Source organism: Rhodoligotrophos appendicifer, from assembly GCF_007474605.1.
In the GTDB taxonomy this organism is placed as follows: domain Bacteria; phylum Pseudomonadota; class Alphaproteobacteria; order Rhizobiales; family Im1; genus Rhodoligotrophos; species Rhodoligotrophos appendicifer.
Genome location: NZ_VHKL01000002.1, coordinates 105415 through 125843, shown reverse-complemented (window position 1 = coordinate 125843; position 20429 = coordinate 105415). Strand labels below are relative to the sequence as shown.

19 protein-coding genes are annotated in these 20429 nt (G+C 63.1%); 11 read left to right on the top strand and 8 right to left on the bottom strand.

Annotation, left to right across the window (positions count from 1 at the left end; translation table 11 throughout):
• Positions 1-2: 2 nt before the first annotated feature.
• From FKM97_RS04690 to FKM97_RS04670, 5 genes are read right to left on the bottom strand one after another with little or no spacing between them, the layout of a single operon-like run.
• Positions 3-1151: a glycosyltransferase family protein gene (locus FKM97_RS04690; protein ID WP_143958013.1), complete on the bottom strand. Its 1149-nt coding sequence runs from the start codon at positions 1149-1151 to the stop codon at positions 3-5.
• On the bottom strand, positions 1148-2551 hold the full coding sequence (locus FKM97_RS04685) for a hypothetical protein (RefSeq protein WP_143958012.1): 1404 nt from the start codon (positions 2549-2551) through the stop codon (positions 1148-1150). Before FKM97_RS04685 ends, FKM97_RS04690 begins: the two co-directional genes overlap by 4 nt.
• Positions 2548-3204 (bottom strand): acyltransferase, encoded by a 657-nt coding sequence (locus tag FKM97_RS04680; RefSeq protein WP_143958011.1) that lies wholly within the window; start codon positions 3202-3204, stop codon positions 2548-2550. Before FKM97_RS04680 ends, FKM97_RS04685 begins: the two co-directional genes overlap by 4 nt.
• Positions 3197-4312, bottom strand: coding sequence for a DegT/DnrJ/EryC1/StrS family aminotransferase (locus FKM97_RS04675; protein ID WP_143958010.1), 1116 nt, complete (start codon positions 4310-4312; stop codon positions 3197-3199). Before FKM97_RS04675 ends, FKM97_RS04680 begins: the two co-directional genes overlap by 8 nt.
• A gap of 26 nt (positions 4313-4338) precedes the next feature.
• Complete coding sequence (locus FKM97_RS04670) at positions 4339-5319, bottom strand: CgeB family protein (RefSeq protein ID WP_143958009.1); 981 nt, start codon at positions 5317-5319, stop codon at positions 4339-4341.
• An 808-nt stretch (positions 5320-6127) separates the two neighbouring features.
• Here FKM97_RS04670 and FKM97_RS04665 point away from each other — a divergent pair.
• From FKM97_RS04665 to FKM97_RS26875, 5 genes are all read left to right on the top strand, one after another.
• The gene (locus FKM97_RS04665) at positions 6128-7876 is read left to right on the top strand and encodes a cobalamin-dependent protein (protein ID WP_143958008.1); all 1749 of its coding nucleotides are present in this window, start codon (positions 6128-6130) and stop codon (positions 7874-7876) included.
• Positions 7877-8030: 154 nt separating this feature from the next.
• Positions 8031-8450, top strand: coding sequence for an Hsp20/alpha crystallin family protein (locus FKM97_RS04660; protein ID WP_143958007.1), 420 nt, complete (start codon positions 8031-8033; stop codon positions 8448-8450).
• 26 nt (positions 8451-8476) lie between these two features.
• Positions 8477-10882 (top strand): endopeptidase La, encoded by a 2406-nt coding sequence (gene lon, locus FKM97_RS04655; RefSeq protein WP_246104938.1) that lies wholly within the window; start codon positions 8477-8479, stop codon positions 10880-10882.
• Positions 10883-11049: 167 nt separating this feature from the next.
• Positions 11050-12255 (top strand): MFS transporter, encoded by a 1206-nt coding sequence (locus FKM97_RS04650; RefSeq protein ID WP_143958005.1) that lies wholly within the window; start codon positions 11050-11052, stop codon positions 12253-12255.
• A gap of 98 nt (positions 12256-12353) precedes the next feature.
• Positions 12354-12476 carry a hypothetical protein gene (locus FKM97_RS26875; RefSeq protein ID WP_281290073.1) on the top strand — a complete coding sequence of 41 codons (123 nt, stop codon included), beginning with the start codon at positions 12354-12356 and terminating at the stop codon, positions 12474-12476.
• Here the strand turns inward: FKM97_RS26875 and FKM97_RS04645 are convergent, their stop codons facing one another.
• Positions 12477-13376: a LysR substrate-binding domain-containing protein gene (locus tag FKM97_RS04645; RefSeq protein ID WP_143958004.1), complete on the bottom strand. Its 900-nt coding sequence runs from the start codon at positions 13374-13376 to the stop codon at positions 12477-12479.
• 104 nt (positions 13377-13480) lie between these two features.
• On the opposite strand from FKM97_RS04645, the gene FKM97_RS04640 reads away from it, so the two are divergent.
• A complete protein-coding gene (locus tag FKM97_RS04640) occupies positions 13481-14479 on the top strand; it encodes an ornithine cyclodeaminase family protein (protein WP_143958003.1) in 999 nt (332 codons plus the stop codon).
• Positions 14480-14544: 65 nt separating this feature from the next.
• Here the strand turns inward: FKM97_RS04640 and FKM97_RS04635 are convergent, their stop codons facing one another.
• Positions 14545-14754, bottom strand: coding sequence for a hypothetical protein (locus FKM97_RS04635; protein ID WP_143958002.1), 210 nt, complete (start codon positions 14752-14754; stop codon positions 14545-14547).
• A gap of 223 nt (positions 14755-14977) precedes the next feature.
• Here FKM97_RS04635 and FKM97_RS04630 point away from each other — a divergent pair, with 223 nt between their 5' ends.
• Positions 14978-15280 carry a hypothetical protein gene (locus tag FKM97_RS04630; RefSeq protein ID WP_143958001.1) on the top strand — a complete coding sequence of 101 codons (303 nt, stop codon included), beginning with the start codon at positions 14978-14980 and terminating at the stop codon, positions 15278-15280.
• A gap of 12 nt (positions 15281-15292) precedes the next feature.
• On the opposite strand, the gene FKM97_RS04625 is transcribed toward FKM97_RS04630, so the two are convergent.
• Positions 15293-15538 carry a hypothetical protein gene (locus FKM97_RS04625; protein WP_143958000.1) on the bottom strand — a complete coding sequence of 82 codons (246 nt, stop codon included), beginning with the start codon at positions 15536-15538 and terminating at the stop codon, positions 15293-15295.
• A 247-nt stretch (positions 15539-15785) separates the two neighbouring features.
• Between FKM97_RS04625 and FKM97_RS04620 the strand changes: the two genes are divergently transcribed.
• The 4 genes from FKM97_RS04620 (at position 15786) to FKM97_RS04605 (ending at position 20429) form a co-directional block, all read left to right on the top strand.
• Positions 15786-16100: a co-chaperone GroES gene (locus FKM97_RS04620; RefSeq protein ID WP_143957999.1), complete on the top strand. Its 315-nt coding sequence runs from the start codon at positions 15786-15788 to the stop codon at positions 16098-16100.
• A 49-nt stretch (positions 16101-16149) separates the two neighbouring features.
• Positions 16150-17799 (top strand): chaperonin GroEL, encoded by a 1650-nt coding sequence (gene groL, locus FKM97_RS04615; protein WP_143957998.1) that lies wholly within the window; start codon positions 16150-16152, stop codon positions 17797-17799.
• 171 nt (positions 17800-17970) lie between these two features.
• Positions 17971-18822 (top strand): formyltetrahydrofolate deformylase, encoded by an 852-nt coding sequence (gene purU / locus FKM97_RS04610; RefSeq protein ID WP_144291630.1) that lies wholly within the window; start codon positions 17971-17973, stop codon positions 18820-18822.
• A 329-nt stretch (positions 18823-19151) separates the two neighbouring features.
• Positions 19152-20429 carry an adenylate/guanylate cyclase domain-containing protein gene (locus FKM97_RS04605; protein ID WP_246104937.1) on the top strand — a complete coding sequence of 426 codons (1278 nt, stop codon included), beginning with the start codon at positions 19152-19154 and terminating at the stop codon, positions 20427-20429.

Below are 20429 nucleotides of genomic sequence, written 5' to 3'. Positions count from 1 at the left end.
GTCTAGGACGCCAGCGCCTGGTGCTGCAACCTGTGCTCGATCATCTCGATCACCGGGGCAAAGCAACGATCATAATTGTATCTCTGCCAATAGAGCCGGCGCGCCCGCCGCCCCTCCATCACGCATCGCTCTGGAGTGTTGCAGTAGAGTGCAACCGCCGCCGCAATGTCGCCAGGAGAGACAGTCTTCAGGCAAATCCCGATCCCGTTGCCCTCGATGAGGCCTGGCACCCCTGGATTGCCGTCTCCGATCTGAGCCAGCCCCGCCTGCATATACTGGTAGCGCTTGTTGCTCGCGCCCAACGCGGATCGCCACTGGAAGGATGCCCCCTCCAGGAGGCTGATGCCGAGGCGAGCCGACGCCAACCTGTTGCGCAGCAGGTCGTAGGGCATCCATCCTTCGATGTTGACCCTTGACGACAGGCCCGACTTCAACCGTGTCGCCAGGGGCGAGGCGTCGTCGCCGATGATGGTGAACTGAGCATCGCCCGGCCATTGCTCCACGGAAGCGGCGATCATGTCGATCTTCTGGGTCTCTCCGATGGTGCCGCAATAGACGACTTCGAAACCGGGTGTCTTCCCCACCTGCAATGTCTCTCCGGCACCGTCACGCAAAGGGTAGTTGGGCACCACCAGGAACCTGTCCTTCAGACTGAGCACTGTCCTGATATGCTGGGCTCGATCCTCATCGGGGGCCATGCAGAACTGGTAGCGCCCGAGCGACAGGCGCAGCCGCTGCTCCACGCGGCTTGTTTCGATATGCTGCAGGCTTTCATGAAAATGTGCGCCGCGGAGGCTGGGCCGAAAGGGCGCCATGTCGCTATAGAGCATCCCCAGCGGATCGAACGCGATTTCCACCAGCCGCTTGCCGCGTGCTGCCAGTCTCGCGGCAGTGATCTTGGCGAGGAAGCTGGTCGTTCGGTGCATCCGGCTGAGGCCGCGGCACCAGGGCGGGTGCACGATCGTGACCTTCACGCCAGGAGCAGCGAAGGCCATGGCCTGCGCACCTTTGCGAAAGGTCGTCACCACCTCGACCGCATAGCCGGCCTCGCTGAGAAGCCGCGCCTGACACTGCACCGGCGGATAGGCGTCGACCGCGCCCGGCGAGATCAGGATGGCCGCCGTGTCGGACAGCCTCGGGCGCACGCTCACCGGTGACGGGCCCCGGTCATCTTCCCGCGTGCGGCATCCCGGCGGCGAGGAGCATGTCCGCTCTGCAGAAACTGGCTGATCGCCCAGATCAGGGCCGCGGAGATCACCGCCGTATTCACCATGAAGAAGAAGTCGGTGAGCGGTGCGATGAAGGCCATGCCGGCTGCGAACCAGCCGGCAAAGCTCATAGGCCGCCACTCCCGCAATCCCAGCGCCGCCTTCTTGTCCACGAAATGGATGAACAGGCCGAGGGCGAAGAACCCGAGAAGCACTCCCGCGTGGCCGAAATTCACGTAGAACTCGAACACTGGCCCCGCACCGAAGGTCGCACGCTCCGAGAACCGCATGCCGGTATGCTCGGCAACGAACTGGCTGCCGCCCATTTCGGGTTTTCCGGGCCAGAGGAAGCGCGGCATCCAGGCCAGGAGCGCCAGATAGAGGGTCTCGCCATAGAGCCTGAGGCCCGGCACCTGGGCATGCCACTCGATCATCTTGCCGACGAAGATATACTGGTTGAGCCGCCCATTGATCTGGTCGAGGCTGGCGAAGTTCCAGGGCGACAGGAATTCGGACCTGGCAACCGCGTCGGCGACTGCCCCCAACCGCGCGAACAGGCCCGCGTCACTCCACAGCACGGCCCTGAGCTGGTCCCGGAAGGACATCCAAGTCACGAACAGGGAGAGCAGTCCATAGCCGCCGATCGCGGCCCCCGCGGTCAGCCGCAACTCTCCCCAGCGCCGCGGTACGAAGTTGCACAGCCAGAAGCCGAGAAAGATGGTCAGGACGATGAAGCCGTAGGACGTAAATCCGAACGCAACGAGATAGGTCATGGGAATGACGCAGGCCAAGGCCATCCATCGCCCGGTGCTCCGCCCGGACAGGGCGGCGATCACGGCACCCAGGCAGATCGCCACGACGGCCACGTTCCGTCCGACTTGGAGAACCGCCTGCAGCATCGGGATCGGCAGGCTGGTCCCCGCCGCCAGGAAGCCTGCAAGGCCGAATGCCCCCAGCACCATCATCAGCTCTCGATTGGCTGAGGGGCTGAAGCTCGCCCTTCGCACCGGCTGCCGTGCGTGCCGCAGGGCCCGGCGTTCGGAAACCCAGCACCCGAGCGCAAAGCCGAAGACGCCGAGCAGCGAAGCCTTCGCCCCGACGAGAACGGTCTCCTCCGTGAACCCGTAGCTCTGAAGGTACAGCCGCCCGTCCGGCCGCATATGGGAATAGCCGGGCACGCCATAGGAGGCAAAGCCGCAATAGAGGAACGACATCGACAACAGGAAGGCGATCGGCAAGCCCACGCTGCCCAGCGGCGACCGCTGCGTCATCCGCGCGACGAGCAGCACCAGGACGATCCATGTCACGCCGACCGCCCAGATCTCCGGTAGGATGGACGTCACCGGGATGCCACCGCGGAATCCTCGAATCGTGCGCCCTTGCGGAGTGCCGGAGCCCCCTCGATCAGCGAGTTCTCCGGGAATGACGAACACACGACCGCATTTGGCTTCACGAAGCTGTCGGACCCGATGGAGTGGCCGATTACGATCGAGTTCAACCCCAACCAGACATTCCTCCCGAACCGCACCGGGCTCAGAATGGTGTGTGGGTCGCTTTCGCCCCAGCGCATGGTTCCATCCCGGCACCGCCGGAAATCATTTGAGAAGGAATAGATCTTCACCCCCGCGGATGTGGTGAAGGCATCCCCTGCCCTCACCCCCCCATGGCCCTGGATGATCGTCCCGATCCCCACATGAGAATGGTGGCCGATCACGATTTCGCCGATCCCAGCCTCGCCGTCGTCGTGAGAACAATGCCCAGGCGTTCCAGAGAGAGGGGCACCGGCGATCAGAATGCAATTTTGGTCGATCCAGACATTGTCCCCCAGCGAGATGCATTCCGGCGCCGTGAAGCAGACGCCCGGCGCGATGGTGACAGCGTCGCCGCAACGCTTCAATCGCCGCCGGTAGTAGCCGCGTCGCAGACGGATGCCCACGGGTCCGCTCACTCCGCGGATCACGTCCTCCCACAGATGCAGGAGCAGCCGCTTAAGCAATCAGAGACAGTTCGCGCGCTGTCTGGACCAGGGTGCCGACGATGGCATCCACATCCCGGTCCTCCAGGCCTACATAGGTCGGCAAGTTGAGCCCGATCGGGGACAGCCTGTGGGCTTGTGGCGTATCGGCTGCTCTCAGATAGGGCATGTCCGACATGGGATGGAAATAGGGCCGTGTGTCCACGCCCCGCTGCTTCAGCAACCCCATGAAGGCATCGCGGCGGGCCTCGTCCAGCCCGTCGATTTCGACGCAGACCATCCAGAAGCTGTTGCCGGCCCAGTTGGCCGTCCGGTTGAGGCGCAGGCCGGGATGCGAGGCGAGCCGGTCCTGATAGAGCTTGAAGAGAGCGCGCCTGCCTCCCAGCAAGGCCTCGGCGCGATCGAGCTGAGCGCAGCCGACGGCCGCCTGGAGATTGGTCATGCGGTAATTATAGCCGAGCTCCTGGTGCCAATAACGCCTCTGCCCGCTCATGGCGTGATCCCTCAGCAAACGGCAGCGCTGCGCCAGGAGACCATCGTCGGTGACCACCATCCCGCCTTCGCCGGTGGTGAGGTTCTTGTTGCCATAGAAGCTGAAGGTCCCGCACGCCCCGAACGATCCCACCGGCTGCCCCTCGATGGTCGCACCATGCGCTTCGGCAGCATCTTCGATGACCAGCAGTCCGTGCCTGTTCGCCACATCCACGATGGCCCGCATGTCCGCGGGATGGCCATAGAGATGCACTGGCATGATGGCTTTCGTCCGCCCGGTCAGCAGCCCCTCCAGAAGCCTCGGATCGAGGCATAATGTGAAGGGGTCCACGTCGCAGAACACCGGCGTCGCGCCCGCCATCAGAACGGCATTGGCCGTTGCGATGAAGGAAAGGTCCGGTACGATGACCTCGTCTCCCCGCTCGATGCCCATCGCCAAGAGCGCCAGATGCAGCGCCGCCGTCCCGTTGCACACCGAAACGGCATGTTTCGTGCCGCACAGCGCCGCGAAATCAGCCTCGAAGCGGCTGATATAGGACCCCAGCGAGGAGATCCAGCCGGAGCGCACCGCGTCGGTCACATATTGGATCTCAAGGGCCGTGATGGACGGCCGCGAGACGGGATAGCTGATGGACAAGAGGACTCCGCTGGTGGCTCTGAGGGTCAGGTCATGAGTTTGACGCGGCGCAAAATCAGCTCGAGCCGCTGCCGGTAGCTGTGTTCCGCATGGGCTCGCCGAGACCCGGCCTCCCGGATGGACAGGGCCCAAGCCGGATCCCGCTGGGCTTTCGCGACGAATTCGGTAATATCGTCGATGGACCGATAGACCAGCACTTCGGTGCCGGGCTCGAAGCAGCCGGCGACCGCGGGGCGATCCTCGATCAGGTGCAGGCCGCAGGCGCCGGCGATCTCGAAGGCACGGCAATTCAGGCTGTCGCCTTCGGCCAGGGTGGTCGAGTTCAGGCAGGCGATTCCGCTGCCGAAGATCGCACTCTTCTCCATCCTGACGATAAAGCTGCCACGATGCGCCGCCTTGATCGTTGGATCCGCCCATCGTGGAGGGGGAAAGCCGTACAGCGCCACCGGCAATCCGGCCTCGATCAGCCGCCGAACGATGAATTGTCGGTAGCCATAATAATTTCCGGCCACGACGATCTCGCCGCCGATCGCACCAAACCTCCGCTGGTGCCAGTCGGGATTGAAGGCCTCGTGCAGGAGCTCGGCATGCAGTCCGACCGTACGGAATTTGCGTACGGCCAGAGCATCCTTGAGGAAGATCGCGTCCCAGGCGTCCGAGAGCAGCCCCATGCCGCGCATATTGGCGGGCGGATCTCCCCACCAGGCGGCCAGTCTTCTCACCTTATGCCGCTTGAGCTCGGCCAGCACATCCTCGCGCAGGCTCTGGGTGAGACACAGGACCAGGTCGCAGCGCGTCTGGCGGGCCCGTCCCACGGCCCAGCGTTCGGCGGCGGACCAGTAATGGGGAAAGGCTTTCGATCGGAGCTCGGCGATGCCGCGGGCCAGGACGTTTCGCGGAGGGGCAAAGGGCAGAGTGTCCACCTCATGACCCATTTTCCGCAGTGTATAGACCGCATTATCCGCGAAACTGTCCGGGGACGGATAATTTGGGATGAGGATTTTCACGGCTCTGTATGTGTTTGTGGCGCACTGGTAATTTCCTCGCCGCACAGACTGCCGACCGGCGACCTGAGCCTGTCGCTCGGGATTCGGCCGCTCAGCGACGGGCACCTGTCCCGGGAGAGGCTCGCCTCTCGACGATGCACGCCAGGATGGCTACCGCACTCCGAGGTGAAGACACCCGGAGCGTGAGACGGTGAGGATCTGAACGGCGGCGCGACGCTGCTGGGAACGTTTGCGAATACTGACCCGCGAACCCCGCTAGGGTTTCCGGAATAATGCGAACTTTGATCGGATGAGGCGGCTCTTCGGAGTCGGAGCCACTGTGCAAGGCCTTACATTGAGCAGGGTTACGGAACTCATTCTTCCAGGAACTCTAAGGCAACGCGATCGTCGAAATACACATGCTGTCTTGTGCTCCGGTGGATCTCGTGGGCCTCGCCGACGAGTCAGCCGTTATTTGAGGTTTCTTGCTGCACGAAGTCAACGGGCAAAATCTTTAAATTATAACTCAACTGTTTTTCACTTTACGCCGATATATAAAGCATAAGTTTACAGATAACCCAAAAATATCCTTTTCATGCAACATGATGTTCGATTTTTATCGTGAGAATTGCTGCCCTCCACAGCTCGACCACCTGAGGTCTTGGCCGGATTTGCCGCATCCTTTGGTGAAGACGCTCAAAACGAGCGCAGCCATTGTCGCAACGACTGACGTTGCGGAATCTGTCGACACGATCCAGCCTCGCCGCCAAGATGGACGCGGCGAACCGGGAGAAACCGGGGCCTTGCGAGCTCGCGCGGAGGGTTGGGAATGTTGCGTCGTTTGGATGAGGACCTTCTTGCCACCGACATGCCGAGCGGCGGTGAGCTGTTGGCGGAAGGCCGCGCCATCGCGGCGGGTGTCGAGGTCGGAACGAGTCTCCTGTGCCGTGAATTCGGCGTCCGCAACGAAGCCGAATACAAGGCCCGCATGACGGCGGAGGGCCGCGTCATGACCTGCATGAATCTCGGCTGTCCGACATGGGCCGCCACCCGCTCCGGTCTCCTCCATATCTGCGAGCAGGCGGCGAAACGCGGCTTCCGCATCGACCGCTTCACATTTCAGATGGACCGCCGAATGGGCATCCCGCCCCAATTGTGGGATGCAGCCTCGAAGGAGACCGGACCGCTGCTCCTGACCGATGCGGAGTGGGAGCAGACGGCCTCGACGGTGCCGATCCAACCCGGCCTCGCCGACATGATGATCGGCTCCCCCATGTCGGTGCCCAACTGCGTGCGAGCGCTCCGAGCCGGCGTCAACTACATCGGCAACATGAGCCAGTTCTCGTGGAATTATCCGGTCTGGGACGGCACCGATCTCGACCAGATGGGCGAGATGGTCAAGGCACTCGGCATCATGGGGGCCAAGGTTGATCAGGGGGCCGTCGTCCAGTCCTATCTCGACGATGGCTACTGCGCCCAGTTCTCCGACTACAGCTCCTACATCGGCTGGGCGCTGTTCGAGCGCTACCTGGTCGAAGACCTGGTCGGGGGACATCTGTCCGTCTCCTGGGGCGGCCTCACCCATGACCCGCTGATGAAATCCGCTGTCACGCACGCCCTGGAAGCGGTGAAGCCCAAGGGCAGGTTCCATGGCTTCTACCATTGCGACACGACCCACTTCACGAAGGACGTCGAGCGCAACTACGCCGCCCTGTCCATCGACATGCTGTATCAGGTCCTCACGGAACTGAGGCTGGGGACCGGCAGCGCGGTGTTGCCTATTCCGGTCACGGAGGCGCTACGCGTCCCCACTCTCGACGAGACCGTCGAAGTGCACAACATCACCCGGCGGATCATCGACGATGCGCCGCGCCTCATGCCGATGGTCAATTGGGGGCCCATCGAGGCGCAGCGCGACAGGCTCATCCACCATGGTCGCGAGTTCTTCTCGAATCTCCTGGCCGGCTTGTCAGGACTGGGCGTGGATGTGACCGACGTGCTGCAGCTCCTCCTCGCCGTGAGACGCCTGGGGGCGGTGCGGATCGAGCGGATGTTCGGCGCCGGCGCACGCCCGGAGATCGGCCCCCTCCATTACGAGCCGATTCTGCCCACCGACACCCACCGCGACTATCTTGAGCGCCGCGACACGATCGAGACCAGGATCCGCACGTCCGGCGCAGTGATCCTGCGGCCAATGAAGGTCCTTGTCGGGTCCACCGACATCCATGAATTTGGCATGCATCTCGTCATGACCACCTTGCAGGCCATGGGACTGCAGCCGATCAGTGCGGGCGTCGACCTCGATCCGGACGAGCTCGCGGAGATGGCCGCCAAGGTGAATGCGACGGTTGTGGCGATTTCGACCCATAACGGCATGGCCCTGAGCTACGCTCGGCAGCTGCTGACCGAGCTCAAGGCGCGCGGCGTCGACGCCAGGATCATCATGGGGGGCAAGCTGAACCAGGACGCCGACGATCAGCCTGTGCCGGTGGATGTCTCGTCGGATTTGCGCCGTCTCGGCATTTCTGTCTGTGAGGATATCGAGGACCTTCAGGGGGCTCTGCAAGGCATCGTGTGATCCTAAAAGAATCGGCACCCACGCCGCTTGCGGCAATCTCCGTGACGATCCTAACCTGCATTACGGGTCGCAGGCTTGGCCATCACTGGCAAGCCGGTCCCTAACCACCCATATCATGGCGGCGAGCCACAACGGTGTGCCGACGGAGAGCCTGATGAAAGACACTGATCCCCGCATCTGGATGTGGTCCGACGCCCTGAACATGCTGGACCGTGCCGAGCGGATGCATCGGCAGATGTTTCAGCCCGCGCCGACCCCCGGGTCCCGCGCGCATCATCGCGCGCCCTGTTGGGAACCCCCGGTCGATGTGCTCGAGACCGAACGCGAAGTGCTCGTTCTCGCGGCTCTGCCGGGCGTGGATTCGGACCGCATCAACATTGCCATCCACAATGGTGCGCTGACCATCTCGGGTGAACGCGTGCTGCCCAGCGAACTGCGCACGGCAACGATCCATCGCATGGAATTGCCGCAAGGCCGCTTTGAACGGCAGGTCCAGCTTCCGCCGGGCCGCTATGAGGTTGCACGCCCCGCAGTTGTCAACGGCTGCTTGGCCGTCGTGCTGCGGAAAGTCTGAAGGCGAAGAAAAATATGAGAAACCCAATGGTCCAGTTCTTGTCACCCGTCCGTGCGGCAGATGCTGGCGGAACGTCCGGCAATGGCGCCGCCTCCGACACCTTGATCATCTTGCCGGTCCGCAGCTTCGTGCTGTTTCCGGGGGTGGTGATGCCGGTATCGATCGGGCGCCCCTCCTCCGTTGCTGCGGCCCAGGAGGCGATCCGTGAAGGCAGGCCCGTCGGCATTCTCATGCAGCGCGACGCGACCCTGGACGAGCCCGGCCCGACCGATCTCTATCGCATGGGCGTGATCGCCAACATCCTGCGGTTCGTGACGGCACCCGACGGCACCCACCACCTGGTCTGCCAGGGCGAGCAGCGGTTCCACGTCGAGGACTTCGTCAAGGAGAAGCCCTTCTTCACCGCCCGCGTGCGGCGCATCGAGGAGAATGACGAGCTCACCTCCGAGATCGAAGCCCGTTTCGTCCATTTGAAGGGCCAGGCCACGGAAGCCCTCGAGCTGCTGCCCCAGGTGCCGCAGGAGCTGCTCGCCGCCGTCAACGGAGCGTCCTCCCCCTCAGCACTCGCCGACCTCGTCACCGCCTATATCGACATCTCTCCCGAAGAGAAGCAGGAGCTTCTCGAGACCGTCGACGTCACCGCCCGCATGAACAAGGTCTCGCGGCTCTTGGCACATCGCATTGAAGTGTTGCGGCTGTCTCAGGAGATCGGTCGCCAGACCAAGGCCTCCATCGACGAGCGCCAGCGGGAAGTCCTGCTGCGCGAGCAGATGGCGGCCATCCAGCGCCAGCTCGGCGAGGGCGAGGGCGGCAATGCTCAGGAGATCGCCGATCTCGAAAAGGCGATCGCCGAGGCCGGCATGCCCGACGATGTCGAGCAGATGGCGCGCAAGGAGCTGGGCCGCTTGCGACGCATGCCCGATGCCAGTGCCGAATATGGCATGATCCGGACCTATATCGACTGGCTGATCGCCTTGCCCTGGAAGCTGCCGGAGGAGGCGCCCATCGACATCGCCGGCGCCCGCAACATCCTCGACGAGGATCATTTCGGCCTCGACAAGATCAAGCGTCGCATCGTCGAATATCTCGCCGTGCGCAAGCTCGCCCCCAACGGCAAGGCGCCGATCCTCTGCTTCGCCGGTCCCCCCGGCGTCGGCAAGACCTCGCTCGGCCAGTCCATCGCCCGCGCCATGGGCAGGAAATTCGTCCGCGTGTCCTTGGGCGGCCTCCATGACGAGGCGGAGATCCGCGGCCATCGGCGCACCTATGTCGGCGCGCTGCCTGGCACCATCATTCAGGGGATCCGCAAGGCGGGCACCCGCGACTGTGTGATGATGTTGGACGAGATCGACAAGATGGGCAGGGGCATCCAGGGCGATCCTTCCGCCGCCATGCTGGAGGTGCTCGACCCTGAGCAGAACGGCACGTTCCGGGACAATTACCTCGGCGTTCCCTTCGACCTCTCCCGTGTCGTTTTCATCGCGACCGCCAACATGCTCGATACCATTCCCGGCCCCCTGCGCGACCGTATGGAGATCATCACCCTCTCCGGTTACACCGACCAGGAGAAGCTGCAGATCGCCCGCCGCTATCTCGTCAAGCGGCAGCTCGAGGCCAATGGCGTCACGCCGGAGCAGGTCGAGATCGACGATGCGGCGCTGCAGGCGATCATCCGCGCCTATACGCGCGAGGCCGGCGTGCGCAATCTCGAGCGCGAGATCGGCCGCGCCATCCGCCACGTCGCCGTCGACATCGCCGAGGGCAAGGCCTCCCGGGCCGAGATCAACCTCGCGGCATTGAAGGATCTGCTGGGCCCCCCGATCTTCGAGGACGAAGTCGCCCTGCGCGTCAGCGTCCCCGGCGTGGCAACGGGCCTCGCCTGGACGCCGGTGGGCGGGGACATCCTGTTCATCGAGGCGACCCGCTTGCCCGGCAAGGGCGGGCTGATCCTCACCGGCCAGCTCGGCGAAGTCATGCGGGAGAGTGCCCAGGCGGCCATGAGCATCGTCAAGAGCCGTGCCGCCGACTTCGGCATCGATCCCGCGATCTTCGAGAAGAGCGACGTTCACATCCACGTGCCGGCCGGCGCCACCCCCAAGGATGGTCCGAGTGCGGGCGTGGCGATGTTCACCGCCCTCGTTTCGCTGCTGACCCGCCGCACGGTGCGCAAGGACACTGCCATGACCGGCGAGATCAGCCTGCGCGGCTTGGTGCTGCCTGTGGGTGGCATCAAGGAAAAGGTCGTGGCCGCCGCCCGCTCGGGCCTCACCCGCGTCATGCTTCCGGCCCGCAACCGGCGCGACTACGAGGATATCCCCGAAGATGCTCGCAATCGCCTGGACTTCATCTGGCTCGAGCGCGTCGAAGATGCCATCGAAGCCGCATTCGAGCCTGAGGAGGAGGCCGCCTCCGCCATGCGCGCCGCCGGCTGAACGCCGCATCTGCGCAGCATCCTCTCGCGTCCTGATAGGAAAAAATATCTGACCTGTAGGATTGACCCCGGCTGCATTCGTTCTTGAGACTGAGAACGTGGTGCAGCCGGGCAATCTGAGCCCTGCTGTAGCATCGGCACGGGGGCAACCCCCGGAGAGGTGCAGGCATGAGCCATTCCTATCGTTGGGTGATCGTCGCCCTTGGCGCGTTGATGACCTGCGTCGCCATGGGCACGATGTTCTCGCTGGCGATTTTCCTCGAGCCCATGTCGGTTGACACCCAGTGGTCGCGCACCGGCATTTCGACTGCGATGACCCTCAACTTCATCGTCATGGGCCTTGGTGGTTTCGCCTGGGGCGCGGCCAGCGACCGTTTTGGTGCGCGCATCGTCGTCCTGGCTGGCGCCCTCCTGCTCGGACTGGCCTTGGTTCTCGCCAGCCGTGCGCCATCCCTGCTCGTCTTCCAGCTGACCTATGGCGTCCTTGTCGGCCTCGCCGCCAGCGCCTTCTTTGCCCCCATGATCGCAGCCACCACCGCCTGGTTCGACGACAACCGCGCCCTTGCCGTCTCTCTCGTCTCCGCCGGCATGGGGGTCGCGCCTATGACCATCTCACCCTTCGCCCGCTGGCTGATTTCAGCCTCTGACTGGCGCACCGCCATGCTGATCATCGGCATCGCCGCCTGGACGCTGCTGGTGCCGGCTGCCCTCATGGTCCGCCGCCCCCCGGCCCTCGCACCGGCCCAAAGGGCTCCTCACGAGTCCGTCGCTACAACAGGCATGTCGGTGTCCGACGCGTTCCGCTCGCCGCAATTTCTCGTGCTGGGTCTCACCTTCTTTGCCTGCTGTGCAGCGCATGCGGGACCGATCTTTCATATGGTCAGCTATGCCATGATCTGCGGCATAGGTCCCATGGCGGCCGTCAGCATCTACAGCGTCGAGGGCCTCGCCGGACTGGGGGGCCGGCTCCTCTACGGGACGCTGGCCGACCGCCTGGGCGTCAAGCCGGTGCTCATCGCCGGTCTGGCCGTGCAGGCCCTGGCGATTGCCGCCTATGTCCTTGTCAGCGGCATCGGGCAGTTCTATGCCCTCGCGATCATCTTCGGATCGGCCTATGGCGGGGTGATGCCGCTTTACGCCGTGCTGGCGCGCGAATATTTCGGCCAGCGCATTCTCGGCACCGTCTTCGGCGCGGTCACCATGCTGTCGAGCCTCGGCATGGCCTTTGGCCCGTTGGCGGGTGGCCTGATCTTCGATGCCTTTGGCGGATATTCCTGGCTCTTCCTCGGGTCCGCGGTCGTTGGGCTGGCGGCCGTCGCCGTGGCCTTCACCTTCCCGCCGCTCCCCGGACATCGATTGAGACCCGCTTTGTAAATAGCCGCCTGGCGGAAAAATTTTTCTCGCGGCCTTTATCTTTGGGGAACCAGTTTTTGCGAAGTTGGTTATCGCTTTGTAAACTGAGGGGATGACCCATGAGCCGACTGATCGCTGCACTCAAGACTTTCTTGGCGCTGAACCCGCCCCAGCATGTCTCGGCTCAAGCTCCGTCATGGGATCACATCGAGACCCGCTATCGCTACAGCGAAGCCGGTTGATCACTCCTCTTCGGTGGAGCCAGCAGCCACCGCGTGGACGAATCGGCGGAAGGCCTTTGCTTTAGCGGTAAGGTCTCGGCCGTCCGGAAAGCCCAGCTGAAAATCCAATCCCACATGCACGGCGTTCGGGAAGAGGCGCATGAGCTGTCCCGATTGCACATAGGGCTGAATGAGCTCCGCGAAAAACAACGCGACGCCATGCCCGTCCAGTGCCGTGCGCAGCAAGGCATGGCTGTCGTTCAGTCTCAGGCTGGGGATTTTCTCAGGCGCTTTCACCCCCTGCCCTGCGAACCATGCAACCCAATGGTCGACTTCGAACTCGTGAAACAGCCGATGCTCAAGCAGGTCCCTGGGCGCAGCAATACCGCCCGACGTCTCGACGAACGCAGGGCTTGCAACCGGTACCAGTGACCCGTCCAGCACCTTCTCGCGCCGAATGCCGAAAGCGTCCGCACCGGCCCAGCTGATATCAAGGTCCATCCCCTCGCGACGATGATCGGCCGGAGCATAGGAGTGGTGCAGCCGCAGCTCGATATCCGGATGCATGGAGAGAAATTCGTGCAGCCGCGGGGTCAGCCACTCGGCGGAGAAGAACGGCGGCACTCCCACAGTCAGGATGTGGCGATCTTCGCTGCCGGCCACCTGCGCCACCGCCTCGGCAATGGCTCCGAATCCCTTATCGAGGCCTTCGAAGAGCAGCCTTCCGGCATCCGTAAGATGGTGAACGGCCCCCGGTCGCCTGTCGATGAGGCGAACGGAGAGCTCGGTCTCCAGCCCTCTGATCTGCCGGCTGACGGCGGCTTGTGTCACTCCGAGTTCGGCGGCGGCCCGCGTGAAGCTGAGCGTGCGCGCGAGGGCCTCGAAGCCGCGTAAGGCACCCAGTGACGGAAGTCGACGCATGGCTTCATCATTACCCAAGATTATGATGAAGCAGCATTCCTCATTTGCTCCGGTAGGTCACCATGATTTTACTGCCAGATCCGCAGAACTTCACGGAGACGGAAATGCACGACACTCTAAGCGCTCCTGGTGCAGCGACGATCACCAAGGGGGACCTGCCGGTCTTGTGTCTCGGCGAGCGCGACGTCGCACGCCTTCTTGACCCCACCTCCCTGCTCGACGGTCTCGCCGAGGGCTTTCGGCGGCTGGCGAGTGGAGACGTCCAGTCTCCCGAGCGCGTCGGCGTCACGCTGCCGAACGCAGGATTCTCCCTGTCCATGCCGGCCTGGGCGCCGGGCTGGCCGATCGCCGTGAAAGTGGTGAACGTCTTCGAGGGCAATCTGGCGCGGGGCCTTCCCAACCACCTCGCTTTGATTGCGCTCTTCGATCCCGAGACGGGGACGCCCCTGTGCATCATGGATGGCACTCACATCACCGGGATGCGCACCGCGGCCTCGGCGGTCCTCTCCGTGCGCGAACTGGCCCGCCCCGATGCGCGCGTGGTGACGCTGATCGGCGCGGGTGTACAGGGCCGGGAACACCTGCGGCTCCTGCCTTTGGTCCGCGACTTCGCCGAGATCCGCATCGCATCATTGCATTTTGCGGATGCCCAGCTGTTGGCGGAGAGTCACTCCGGCGCGCGCGCCGTTGAGGATGTGGAGGCCGCCATACGCAGCTCCGACGTGGTCTGCCTGGCGACCCATGCTTACGCCCCGGTCATTGACGCCGGCTGGATTCGTCCCGGCACCCATGTCTCTTCGGTGGGTTATGCCCCGCCATCGGGGGAGCTTCCACCGGATCTCCTCAAGCGCGGCCGTCTCTTCGTGGAGACCGCGGATGCCTTCAACGCGCCACCGGTCGGCTGCGGCGAACTGGCGGGGATCGATCCCGCCACAGCTACGGCACTGGGAGAGGTGCTGCTGGGTCACAAGCCCGGCCGCATCACCCAGGGTGACATCACGATCTACAAGGCCATGGGGATCGCCATGGAGGATCTGGTGGCCGCCCGCATCGTCTATGACGGTGCACGAACCGGGCAGGCGGGGACGACGCTTCTTTTATGATCGCATGGCCGAGGCACCCCTCGCGATCGGGTGCGCCCCTTGGACTGAGGCGGAAGGAACCCGGCTCATCCTGCGGCGGGAGGCGCTTTCAGAACCTTGGCCGGCGACACGAAGATCGTCGACTCATGCGCCAGGCGCTGGGCCCGCAGCCGGGCAGTTTTTTGCTGGGCGAGGAGGGCATCCGCCTCGACCATGCGCATCACGGCACTCTTGTCGGTCTTTGCCGCCGGATGAAATTGACGCTCTGCCTTGGCCTTTGAGCTGCGGGAATTCATGAATTTTTTTCCTTGGATTGCGGAGTCGAGCCGCGGCGTCCGACCGGCAATGATAACCATCCCTCGGGCGGGGCATTCCGAGTCAGTCGACGCCACAACAATAACTTGAATTGTCAAATATTAAACCTATTTATTATTCAGCGACAATTCCATCTTTTTATTGAGTTGTTATAATTTATTTGCAGGATGCAGCGATGCCCTGGTCAAATTCGGAGGCGATGACATGCAGTATCTCGGGAGAATTTCAGGAACCGGACGCGTCATGTGCGATGGCGGCGAGATCGGCCAGGCCTCCTATGACTTCGAAGGGTTTAACCAAGGCGCACGCGGGGTGACAAGCTCAGGCGAGGTGTGCATGGCCGCGGCCATTCTCAAGGATGTCTTCGGCCGTCCGAACATTCAGCTTCTGACCGAGGATGGTCGCCTGCTGAACCTCAGATTCTCATCCAAGCAGCTGCTCGCCTCCGCCGATGCAGCCCATGTTGATGTCACCGGCGACTTGCCGACGGCGCGCGGCTGGCACTGAACGCAAGACGTCTTATTCGTCGAAGGCCGGGGGGAACTCTCCGGCCTTGAACAATATGATGGGAGTGTCGTCATAATCGCCCATCTCGACATCGGCCGACGTGGAGAAAGCGACGACCCCGAGCCTGACCTTCGAGAGGCGCTCTGCGCGCCGGCAGGCGTCATCTGCGGACGTACACAGGATCGGCGGCTCCTGCCTCAGGGATTTGCCGCGGCCGGCAACGAAGGCCTGAACGATATACGCCGTTTGCTTCGTCATTGAAGTTGACCCGCCTCGACGCCGCCTGAGAGACGCCTCTGGAGAAGTAATTCCTCAAATATTCTCTCGAATGACGTCATTAAATTCTCGCTTCGACAAAAATCATCCTCGCCCACTGTTAAACGATTTTTTCCTGTCCGGGCGAAACGCCCCGATTTTATTTTCGACGTTAGCACTCCTATCATTCAAGTGCCAAAGCATGTATAAGGGTGATGCTGGCCTCTGATGGCCGCAGAAAGAAACTCATATGAAATTCCGACCACTTCACGACCGAGTCGTCATTCGGCGCGCCGCGGGCGATGTCAAATCCAAGGGTGGGATCATCATCCCCGACACCGCGAAGGAGAAGCCCCAGGAGGGCGAGGTCGTCGCAGTGGGACCGGGCCTTCGTGACGAAGACGGCAAGCTCATCCCCCTCGACCTGAAGATCGGCGACAGCGTCCTCTTCGGCAAATGGAGCGGCTCCGAAATCAAGGTCGACGGCGAAGAGCTGCTGATCATGAAGGAGAGCGATATCATGGGCGTCGTCGAGACCACCGAAGCGGCCAGAAAAGCCGCCTGACCTCCGACGCCTCCAGAATGTCTTTCAATTATTCGATTGGATTAAAGCCATGTCCGCCAAGGAAATTAAATTTGGCACCGATGCGCGCGATAAGATGCTGCGCGGCGTCGAGCTGCTGAACAATGCCGTGAAGGTGACGCTCGGTCCCAAGGGCCGCAATGTCATTCTCGACCGCTCCTATGGGGCTCCCCGCATCTCCAAGGATGGCGTCACCGTCGCCAAGGAGATCGAACTCTCCGACAAGTTCGAGAACATGGGCGCCCAGATGGTGCGCGAAGTGGCCTCGAAGACCAATGACCTGGCCGGTGACGGCACCACGACGGCTACGGTGCTCGCAGCCTCCATCCTCCGCGAAGGCGTCAAGCTGGTCACCGCCGGCATGAATCCGATGGATCTCAAGCGCGGCATTGACATGGCCGTCGCCACGGTGGTCACCGAGATCGGCGCCCGCGCCGTGAAGGTGAAGTCCTCGGGCGAGATCGCCCAGGTCGGGACGATTGCCGCCAATGGCGACAGCCTCATCGGCGAGATGATCGCCAAGGCCATGGAGAAGGTCGGCAAGGAAGGCGTGATCACCGTCGAGGAATCGAAGACGGCCGAAACCGAGCTCGACGTCGTCGAGGGCATGCAGTTCGACCGCGGTTACCTCTCCCCCTATTTCGTCACCAATGCAGAGAAGATGCGCGTCGAGCTCGAAGAGCCCCTCATCCTCATCCACGAAAAGAAGCTCGGCAATCTCCAGGCGATGCTGCCGATTCTCGAGGCGGTCGTCCAGAGCGGCAAGCCCCTGCTCATCATCTCCGAGGACGTCGAGGGTGAAGCCCTGGCGACTCTGGTCGTGAACAAGCTGCGCGGCGGCCTGAAGGTCGCAGCCGTGAAGGCGCCCGGCTTCGGTGATCGCCGCAAGGCCATGCTCGAAGACCTGGCGACGGTTACCGGTGGCCAGATGATCTCTGGCGATCTGGGGGTCAAGCTCGAGAATGTCACGATCGACATGCTGGGTCGGGCCAAGCGCGTGGTCATCGAGAAGGACAACACCACCATCATCGATGGCGCTGGTGAGAAGGCCGACATTGCGGCGCGTGTCCAGCAGATCAAGGTGCAGATCGAGGAGACCACCTCCGATTATGATCGCGAGAAGCTTCAGGAGCGGCTCGCAAAGCTCGCCGGCGGCGTCGCCGTTATTCGCGTCGGCGGTGCGACCGAGACGGAAGTCAAGGAGCGCAAGGATCGCATCGATGATGCCGTCAGCGCCACCCGCGCGGCCGTCGAGGAAGGCATCGTTCCGGGGGGCGGCGTGGCCCTTCTTCGCGCCAAATCGGTTCTCGCCGCGCTCAAGGGCGGCAACGCCGATGAGACCGCTGGCATCTCCATCGTTCTGAAGGCGCTGGAAGCTCCCATTCGCCAGATCGCCGAGAATTCCGGCGTCGAGGGATCCATCGTGGTCGGCAAGCTGCTGGCGGGCAATCACCCGAACCAGGGTTACGACGCCCAGACGGAACGCTATGTGGACATGGTCGAAGCCGGGATCATCGATCCCGCGAAGGTCGTCCGCACCGCCTTGCAGGATGCAGGGTCCATAGCAGCCCTGCTGATCACCATGGAGGCCATGATCGCCGACATCCCGTCCAAGGAGTCCTCCTCAGGTGGCAATCCTGGCATGGGCGGCATGGGCGGCATGGGCGGTATGGGCTTCTAAGCCTGGTCTGCATCGTCACGATATTGGGGAGCACGGGCCGCAGGGTCCGTGCTTCTTCTTTTTCCTCACGTGAAACTTTTGTTCCTCTGTTGACAGTGCCGGGGCTCCTCCGCTACAGGCCCCCGAAATGGCGCGTGCGCGAGGCAGCCTCCAATCGGGTTCGGGGTGATGATGGCCAATCGATTCTATGTTCTGAGCCTGTCCTGCACGGACCAGCCCGGCATCGTGGCGGCAGTGACGACGGAGCTTGCCCGTATCGGAGCCAACATCGCCGAGAGCGGCCAGTTCTGGGACCGCGAGAGCAATCAGTTCTTCATGCGAATTGCATTTGCGGCGCCGAGCCATCTCACCCGCGAAGAGATTGCCGAAGCCCTGGTCGGGCCGTCGCGCAAATATGCCATCAGGACCACCCTGGTTGATCAGGCGCGCACGCCGCGGATCATCGTGATGGTCTCCAAGTTCGACCATGCCCTCCTGCATCTCCTCTATCAGATCCGCGTCGGTTGGCTGAAGGCGGAGGTTGCAGCTGTGGTCTCCAATCATGAGGACAGTCGCAGGGCCGTCGAGATGGAGGGCATCCCCTATCACTGCTGGCCCGTGACGAAGGAGAACAAGCAGGAGCGGGAACGTGAACTTTTCGCCTTGGTCGAGAGCACGGGGGCGGAGCTCATCGTGCTCGCCCGCTACATGCAGGTCCTGTCGAGTTCCTTCTCCGAGCGCCTCGCAGGGCGCATCATCAACATCCACCACTCCTTTCTCCCGAGCTTCAAGGGCGCCAAGCCCTATCACCAGGCCTTCGAACGCGGCGTGAAGCTGATCGGCGCGACCGCCCATTACGTCACCCCGGATCTCGACGAGGGGCCGATTATCGAGCAGGAGACGGAGCGGGTGAACCACGCCATGACGGCGGAGGACTTCGTCGCCACGGGCCGCGATATCGAAAGCCGGGTCCTCGCGCGCGCTGTGAAGCACCATCTGGAATCCAGGGTGGTAATCAACGGCCATAAGACCGTCGTGTTCTGAGCCCGCCGAGCGGCTCGGCCGCGCAGGCGGCTGCGTTTCTCCTGCCATGACAAAGCCAGATCCTTCCGGCATAACGGCGAGAATGGCCTCCCGTCTCGGCAATGCCGGCTCCTCCGATCACGGAGAGTTCGATTTACAGGGCATCCGCCGCCCTTGAGCATTGGAGGCTCACGGCAGCAAGGATTGTGCGTGTGACTGTCGCAGCCGAGAGCAATCGTCCTATCGTCCTACCCCCACGTCGCTTTTCTATCTTCGCTCCTCCTTCATGGTGGCCCCGGTCTCCTTCGGGACGGTTGCGGCAGAGCGTTCGCCAAGCCGAACTCGCGGGCATGGTGGTCGCATTCCGCGTCAGGACCGCAGTCTTGGCGGTTCTGGCCATCTGGCTGCTCGTAAGTGTCGCCTGGCCGCGTGATGTCTATTATCTCGGCATCATCGCGATGTTCTTTGTCCTCAGCTACATCCCCTATCGGCTGCGTCATCACCGCCGCTTCAAGCTGATCAAGATCGGTTTCATTGCTCTTGATGTCACCTTGATCACCGCCGCGATCCTGTTGCCGCCGCTGGGCGGCCTGGCCGCTGACTGGCCGGTGCAGACCCGACTTCGAGGCCAGGAATATCTCTATCTTCTGCTGCTGCTGGCAGAAGCGGCACTGACCTATTCGCCCCTGATGGTGGTGTGGACGGGGATGGCGATCTCCACGATCTGGTCGATCGGCGTCCTCATCATCTATTGGCTCCCGGGCACCACCCGCTTCGTCGATGTGTTCGACGGAACGCAGCTATCCGACGAAGCGGCCCTGCGGCTGATCTTCAATCCGACCTTCGTCAGCCTCACCCAGTGGTGGACACAGCTCGTCGTCACCGGGTCCTTCACTCTCATCATTGCGCTCGCCGTCTGGCGAAGCCGCACCACTCTCTTGGCCCAGGTGCAGGCGGAGGTCACCCGCAGCGACCTTGCCCGCTACGTCTCCCCCGATGTGGCCGAAGCCATGTCTGCCAAGGCGGCCTTCGGCTTCGGCGAACCCGCAAGGCGCAATGTCGCGGTGATCTTCGCCGATATCGTCGGCTTCACCTCCATGTCGGAAAAGATGATCCCCGAGCAGATTTTCGACCTGTTGCGGAGCTTCCAGACCCGCTGCTGCAAAGTGGTCTTTGCCCATGGCGGCACCCTGGACAAATTTCTGGGCGACGGGGTCATGGCCACCTTTGGCGGCCTTGAGCAGCAACCGGATTCAGCGGCCCGTGCGCTCGCCTGCTCCTTCGCCCTCCAGGACGAGATCGCCAAATGGAACGCGAAGCGGACACGGCGCGGCGTCGATGGCGTTGAGGTTGCCATCGGTGTCCATTATGGGGCCGTGGTCGTCGGCAATATCGGGGCCGACCGACGCATCGAGTTCACGGTGGTGGGCGATGTGGTGAACGTGGCCAGCCGGCTGGAACAGGCCACCCGCGAAATGGGGGCCAAGATGCTGGTCTCCGATGCCTGCCTGACCGCGGCCGGCGGGCCTCCGCCAGGCCGGGCCTTTACCCGTGTCCTCGAAATTTCCCTGCGCGGCAAGAGCGACGCCATAAGGGCCCATGCCGTGGACGGTGAGATCAGGCGGTGA